General features: G+C 32.4%; 6 protein-coding genes. All 6 read left to right on the top strand.

All coding sequences use genetic code 11. From position 1 onward, the window contains the following. Positions 1–147 precede the first annotated feature (147 nt). Positions 148–435: a PTS sugar transporter subunit IIB gene (locus VIM70_RS15865; RefSeq protein WP_331946751.1), complete on the top strand. Its 288-nt coding sequence runs from the start codon at positions 148–150 to the stop codon at positions 433–435. A 33-nt stretch (positions 436–468) separates the two neighbouring features. Beyond that, positions 469–1,749, top strand: a complete 1,281-nt coding sequence (locus tag VIM70_RS15860; RefSeq protein WP_331946750.1) for a PTS galactitol transporter subunit IIC — start codon at positions 469–471, stop codon at positions 1,747–1,749. A gap of 114 nt (positions 1,750–1,863) precedes the next feature. Further along, positions 1,864–2,913: a glycerol-3-phosphate dehydrogenase gene (locus VIM70_RS15855; RefSeq protein ID WP_331946749.1), complete on the top strand. Its 1,050-nt coding sequence runs from the start codon at positions 1,864–1,866 to the stop codon at positions 2,911–2,913. A gap of 35 nt (positions 2,914–2,948) precedes the next feature. Beyond that, positions 2,949–4,307, top strand: a complete 1,359-nt coding sequence (locus tag VIM70_RS15850; RefSeq protein WP_331946748.1) for a sn-glycerol-1-phosphate dehydrogenase — start codon at positions 2,949–2,951, stop codon at positions 4,305–4,307. Between the two features lie 58 nt (positions 4,308–4,365). Beyond that, positions 4,366–5,196, top strand: a complete 831-nt coding sequence (locus tag VIM70_RS15845; RefSeq protein ID WP_331946747.1) for an HAD-IIA family hydrolase — start codon at positions 4,366–4,368, stop codon at positions 5,194–5,196. A 662-nt stretch (positions 5,197–5,858) separates the two neighbouring features. Beyond that, the coding region (locus VIM70_RS15840; RefSeq protein WP_331946746.1) for an iron-containing alcohol dehydrogenase at positions 5,859–6,708 on the top strand (850 nt) is incomplete at its 3' end.

Raw genomic sequence — 6,708 nt, 5'->3', positions numbered from 1 at the left:
AAAAACCAGAGTTAAAGATATGAATAAAAGTATGAAGTGAATAAAAATAAAGTGAACGTTAACTAGGATAAGTAAAGAAATTATTCGTTATATTTATGAGTGGTTTCTTATCAAACTTATAACTAGATTATACAAGGAGGTAATAAAATGAATAAGCAAAAATTAATATTAGTAGCATGCGGTACAGGAATAGCAACTTCAACAGTTGTGTGTAAAAAGGTGGAAGATTTAATTGCAGCTAACAATATCAATGCGAGGGTTATTCAATGTAAAATATCGGAAGTGCCAGGTTATGAGGAGGGAGCAGATCTATTAGTTACAACTACGATTGCTTCAAGAGTCTACAAGATTCCCGTAATAAAGGCAATAAATTATCTAACCAATATAAATACACAAAAGGTTGATCAAGCTATTATTGAAGCTCTTAAAGAATAAAACATAAAAAACCAAAATTAAGGAGGAGAATACATGTTACTAAAGGTTGTTCAATATATTATTAGTTTGGGACCAACAGTAATACTACCGCTTACTATCACAATTATGGGTTGTTGTTTTAAATTAGGTTTTAAAAAATCATTTAGATCGGGTATTATAATTGGAATTGGTTTTGTAGGTATTAATTTAGTAATTGGTTTACTTACAACTAATTTAGGTGCAGCTACATCAATGATGGTAAGTAGGTATGGATTACATTTAGGTATATTAGATATAGGTTGGCCAGGAGCGGCTGCAATTACTTGGGCTTCTCCAATAGCAGCGGTAATGATACCAATAGCTATGCTTGTAAACGTTATATTATTGTTTCTTAAGTTTACAAATGTAGTTGATATTGATATATGGAATTATTGGCATTTTACTGCAGCAGGTGCAACAGTACTTGTTTTAACTCATGGTAATTGGGGTTTTGCAATACTCGCAGCAATCATATATGAAATTGCAGTTCTTAAAATTGCAGATTGGACAGCTCCTATGGTTGAAGACTTTTTCGGGCTTGAAGGAATATCACTCCCAACAGGATCTACCGCAGCTTGTGGTCTTATAGGTATTCCAGTTGCAAAAGTAATAGGTATGATTCCTGGAATAAAAAATCTGAAAGCAGATCCAGAAACTATCCAAAAGAAATTTGGTGTATTTGGAGAACCAATGATGATGGGTTTGGTACTTGGTATATTGATTGGATTTTTAGCTGGATACGATATCGGAAAATGTCTACAATTGGGCATTATTATGGCTGCTGTTATGTTCTTAATGCCACGTATGGTTAAAATTTTAATGGAAGGTTTAATTCCAATTTCAGAAGGTGTTCGCGACTTTTTACAGAAGACAAACTTTGGTAAAGATAGAAAATTAACAATAGGACTTGATGCAGCTGTTGCAGTTGGTCATCCAGCAGTTATAGCAACAGCACTTGTCTTAGTTCCTATAACATTATTCTTAGCTGTTATATTGCCTGGTAATAATGTTCTACCATTTGGAGATTTAACTACCATTTGCTTCTATGTTGCATTTATAGTTGGTTCGACAAAGGGTAATATTGTTCATTCAGTTTTAGCTGGTACTGTGGTAATGGCACTTGCATTACTCATGGCAACAAACATTGCTAGTTTTCATACTCAAATTGCACAAATGGCTAATTTCACAATGCCAAAGGGATCCACTATGATTTCAAGTTTAGATTTAGGTGGTAACTTCTTGAATTGGATAGTAGTTAAAGCATTCCAGTTATTTACCGGTGGATTTATATTTTAATTAAGTTAATTTTAAAAATTAAGAGGGTGCTGTTAAGCACTCTTTAACATTTTAAAAAGAATTGATATTTTGATTTCTAATTAAGTTTATTCTATTTTAATAGGAGGTAACATTATGAAAATTATAACAATTATTGGAGCTGGCCAGATGGCGTGCGCTTTATCTTTTCCTGCAACTGAAAATGGTAATAAGGTACGAGTAGTTGGTACTCCACTAGATAGAATCATTGTTGATACAGCTGAAACTACAGGTTTTCATACTACACTAAAACGTCAATTACCTGAAACAGGAATTGAGTATTATCAAATTGAAGATGTAAATAAAGCACTTGATGGAGCCGATGTTGTAATATGCGGAGTTAGTAGTTTTGGTGTTGACTGGTTTGCAGATAATATATTGCCTATAATACCTGAAAATATCCCTCTTCTTTCAATAACAAAAGGAATGATTGATCAAGAAGACGGAAGTATGATTACTTATCCACAATACTTTGAAAGCAAACTCCCACCAAATAAAAAGCTTTCTATTAATGCGATAGGTGGTCCGTGTACTAGTTATGAACTTGCTGACAAAGATAATTCCGTTGTTACATTTTGTGGAGATGACATAGATATTCTTAGAATGCTTAAGGGTTTGTTTGAATCTCCATACTATCATATTAGTCTATCTACAGATGTTGTTGGTGTTGAATGTGCAGTAGCCCTTAAGAACGCTTATGCACTGGGTGTATCACTAGCTATAGGGATTGCTATTGGACCAGATGGCTTAGGACACGAGCATTATAATTCGCAGGCTGGGCTTTTCGGACAAAGCGTAAAGGAAATGAAACATCTCCTTGAAATAGTTGGTGGTGGGACAGAAAATGTTATTTTATCTGCCGGTGACCTTTACGTAACTGTTTTTGGTGGACGTACTCGTAAAGTCGGAACGCTACTTGGACAAGGATATTCAATTGAAGAATCCATCAAACAATTAAAAGGAGTAACTCTCGAATCAATAGTCATTGCCACTCGTACCGCACGTGGCGTACGTAGACTTTCAACAAGAGGGCTTTTGAAGCTTAGTGATTTCCCACTGCTTATGCATGTCGATAATATCATAAATTCTAGTGCTGCTGCGGTTGATATTCCATGGAAGGCTTTTGAATCAGAAAAAATTCTTTGAAAAATGAGGCAATAAAATTTAAGGAGGATAAAAATATGGAAAATTTATCAACTCTAAGTGTAGAACAAATGAGTGGCCTTAACTACATGTGTTCATGTGGTAAAAATCATAGTGTAGGGATAGATGCGATAAAAGTTGGCAAAGGGGTTATAACTCAGCTACCAAGTATAATCAAGTGCTATGAGGGGAAAAAAGTCTTTATTATAGAAGACACCCATACATTTGACGTAGCAGGCAAAAGAGTTGAAGAATTATTAAAGGATAAATTTAAAGTTAGTAAATACGTATTTGAAGAGGAACATTTACATCCCAGTGAAATAACTCTCGGAAGATTATTGCTCGAAATACCAAAGAATACATCACTTATTATTGCAGTAGGATCAGGTACAATTAATGATATTTCAAGGTTTTTGAGTTATAAACTCCGTATTCCTTATGTAATTGTGGGAACAGCACCTTCAATGGATGGTTATGCTTCGGTAGTTTCTCCACTAATACGAGATGGTGTAAAAGTTACTTATGACGGCGTATATCCATTAGCAATTGTTTGCGACGTTGATATTATGAGGAGGGCTCCTATGTTAATGCTTCAAGCAGGGCTCGGAGATATTCTAGGTAAATATACAGCTCTCGCAGATTGGCATATTGCAAATACTTTAAACGGTGAATACTTCTGCCATGAAGTTGAAAAATTAGTCCTTAGCTCTTTGAAGAAGTGTGAGGAAGCAGCTGTTGGGGTCACAAGTAGAGATGCTAAAACTGTAGAGAACATAACTGAAGCATTAATTTTATCAGGAATTGCAATTGGAATGGTTGGAGCCTCAAGGCCTGCATCAGGTGGAGAACACTATTTATCACATTGTTATGAAATGATGTTTATGAATAGTGGAGATAATGTAAAATGGCTCCACGGTAATACTGTAGGTGTAGCTGTGGGAATTGTAGCTTATGCATTTAAATATGTTATAGATTTAGATATTAAAGAAATACTTACAAAAGGTGATTATTTAAATCTTGATAAAAATAAATGGAAACAAAATATAATAGATACATTCACTATTAGTGCAACAAACATTATTGAATTTAAGCAAGATAGTATTAATTTCGATGAAAAAGAAAGAAAAGCTAAGATGAATGAAATATTTACTAAATGGGATCATATAAAAAACATTTGTGATGTTAATGTTCCAGAGCCAGAGGAAATAATTAAGACTTTGAAAAAAGCGGGTGCAGTTTGGAACCCTAAAGAGTTAGGCCTAAGCAAAGAACTCTTCAGGAAAAGTTTTATTGCTGCTAAGGATATGCGTAATAGATATGGTATTCTTCAACTTCTTGAAGATATAGGAATGCTTGATGACGCTGCAACTTATATAATGAACATTTATTATAAATAAGTTATAGGCTAATCTCTAAATGAATAACAAACCATTTTACAAAGGAGAGGTTATAGGTATGATAGGTAGAATACTTGATTCAAAAGAGAGCTCAAAAGATATATTAAAAAAAGTAAAATGTTTTATCCTTGATCTTGATGGTACTGTTTATTTAGGAGATAAAATATTGGAAGGTTCTATAAGCTTTATAGAAGAGTTAGAAAAAAATAATATAAAATTTAAATTTTTCACTAATAATTCTTCTAAGAACGCAGAAGTCTATATAAAGAGAATTAAAAAAATGGGATATAATTTGAGTGATGATAAAATGCTTATTTCAAATTATGTAATTATTAATTATATAAAAGAAAATATGCCAAACAAGAAAGTATTTGTTTTAGGTACGGAGTATTTAAAAAATGATTTTAGACGAGCAGATATTAATGTAGTTGCTGATAATGCAGATGTTGTTGTTGTGGGATTTGATACTTCGCTCGTATATGAAAATGTTTCTAAAGCTTGTGAACTTATAAGAAATGGAGCTACCTTCTTAGGTGTAAATCCTGACTTTAATTGTCCAACTGAAGATGGATTCATACCAGATTGTGGGTCAATATGTTCTATGATTACAGCGTCTACTGGAGTGGTTTCAGAATACTTTGGTAAACCATCACATCATACATTAGATTATGTACTTAAAAATACTGGATTTCGCGAGGATGAAATTGCTTTTGTAGGGGATAGGCTTTATACAGACATTGCTATTGGTAAAGGTAATGATTCTGTGACTATTCTCGTTTTAACAGGGGAAGCAAAACTTGAGGATTTAGTTGAGTCTGAAGTGCAACCTACACTTATATTTAATTCTTTAGGGAACGTGAAAACCGTGTTAGAAGAAATTTATAAGTGATTTTTGAGTGATATAATATTCAAACATAACATTAATGCGTTAGTTAGATAAATTTATTTTATCAAACTAACGCATTTTGTTTTATTAAATTGTTTAAATTTATAGAAATGGGAAAGAAATTTTAAAAAAATTAAAGGGATATAGACTCATGAACAAGGCTATTAATAGAATTAAATGTAAAATATATAATATTCTAGTGTTATTTACTATTTGATATTAAAATATCATTTCGCATTAAATATGTATTACAGTAAAAGATTAACGCTATTAAAGATTTTTAAATTTAGCAATTTTAATAAGAAAAAATTGTTGAATATTTTTTCTGTTTAAGATATGTGTTAGTAAAATGACCAACATTATTATAATTCTGAAATAATTAACAATAAAATCAGAATAGTCTAATAACTAGTATACTATCAATATGCATACATATACATAAATAATGAATATTTATACATGAGAAAACGTTATATGTGAAGGATTTAACGTAAAATAGTGAATAAATATTCAAAAAAAGCTATTGCATTTGCAAATTTTCTTTAGTATAATCTAAACATACAACAGGGGGGCAAACATAAAACAATAAATTTTAATAAAATATGAACAGGCATTAAATAATGAAAAAAATATTAATGTTAATAAAAAAAAGAGGAGTGTTAGTTATGCAAAAAAGTGCTTATTTTATTCCTACTATAAATTTATTTGGTGAAGGATCGGTTAATGATGTTGGAACACAAATTAAAACACTTGGTGGTAAAAAGGTATTAATAGTTACAGATGCAATGTTAGCTAAATTGGGTATGGCTGATAGAGTTAAAAGTATAATAGAAGAAGCTGGACTAGAATGCGTAATTTTTAATGGCGCTGAACCAAATCCAACTGATTTAGATGTAGCAGCAGCTTTTGAAGCATGGACGAAAAATTCATGTGACGCAATAGTATCTCTTGGCGGTGGTTCTTCTCATGATTGTGCTAAAGGTCTTGGACTTGTAGCTTCTAATGGTGGAAATATTAGAGATTATGAAGGATTAGATAAATCAACTAAGGATTTCCCACCTTTCGTTGCTGTTAATACTACAGCTGGTACTGGTTCAGAAATGACCCGTTTTTGCATAATTACAAATACATCTCGTAAAGTTAAAATGGCTATAGTTGATTGGAGAGTAACACCAAAAGTTTCAATTAATGATCCAGAATTAATGGTTGGTATGCCACCATCACTTACTGCTGCTACTGGTATGGACGCTCTTACTCATGCTGTAGAAGCATATGTATCTACTGCAGCTAATCCTCTTACAGATTCTGCTGCTTTAATGGCTATAAAACTTATATCTAAATACCTATCCAAAGCAGTTGCAAATGGTACAGATTTGGAAGCAAGAGAACAAATGGCTTATGCTCAATTCTTAGCTGGTATGGCATTTAATAATGCAAGCCTTGGATATGTACATGCTATGGCACATCAATTAGGTGGATTCTACAACTTGCCTCATGGTATCTGTAATGCTATTT

Origin of the sequence: Clostridium sp. (assembly GCF_036569345.1) — a bacterium.
Classification (GTDB): domain Bacteria; phylum Bacillota; class Clostridia; order Clostridiales; family Clostridiaceae; genus Clostridium_AD.
This window is presented reverse-complemented; position numbering and strand designations above follow the sequence as displayed.

Excerpts from the sequence above, each read along its gene's own strand:
- VIM70_RS15845 (WP_331946747.1), top strand. The coding sequence starts at position 4,366 with ATGATAGGTAGAATACTTGATTCAAAAGAGAGCTCAAAAGATATATTA.
- VIM70_RS15855 (WP_331946749.1), top strand. The coding sequence starts at position 1,864 with ATGAAAATTATAACAATTATTGGAGCTGGCCAGATGGCGTGCGCTTTA.
- VIM70_RS15860 (WP_331946750.1), top strand. The coding sequence starts at position 469 with ATGTTACTAAAGGTTGTTCAATATATTATTAGTTTGGGACCAACAGTA.
- VIM70_RS15865 (WP_331946751.1), top strand. The coding sequence starts at position 148 with ATGAATAAGCAAAAATTAATATTAGTAGCATGCGGTACAGGAATAGCA.
- VIM70_RS15850 (WP_331946748.1), top strand. The coding sequence starts at position 2,949 with ATGGAAAATTTATCAACTCTAAGTGTAGAACAAATGAGTGGCCTTAAC.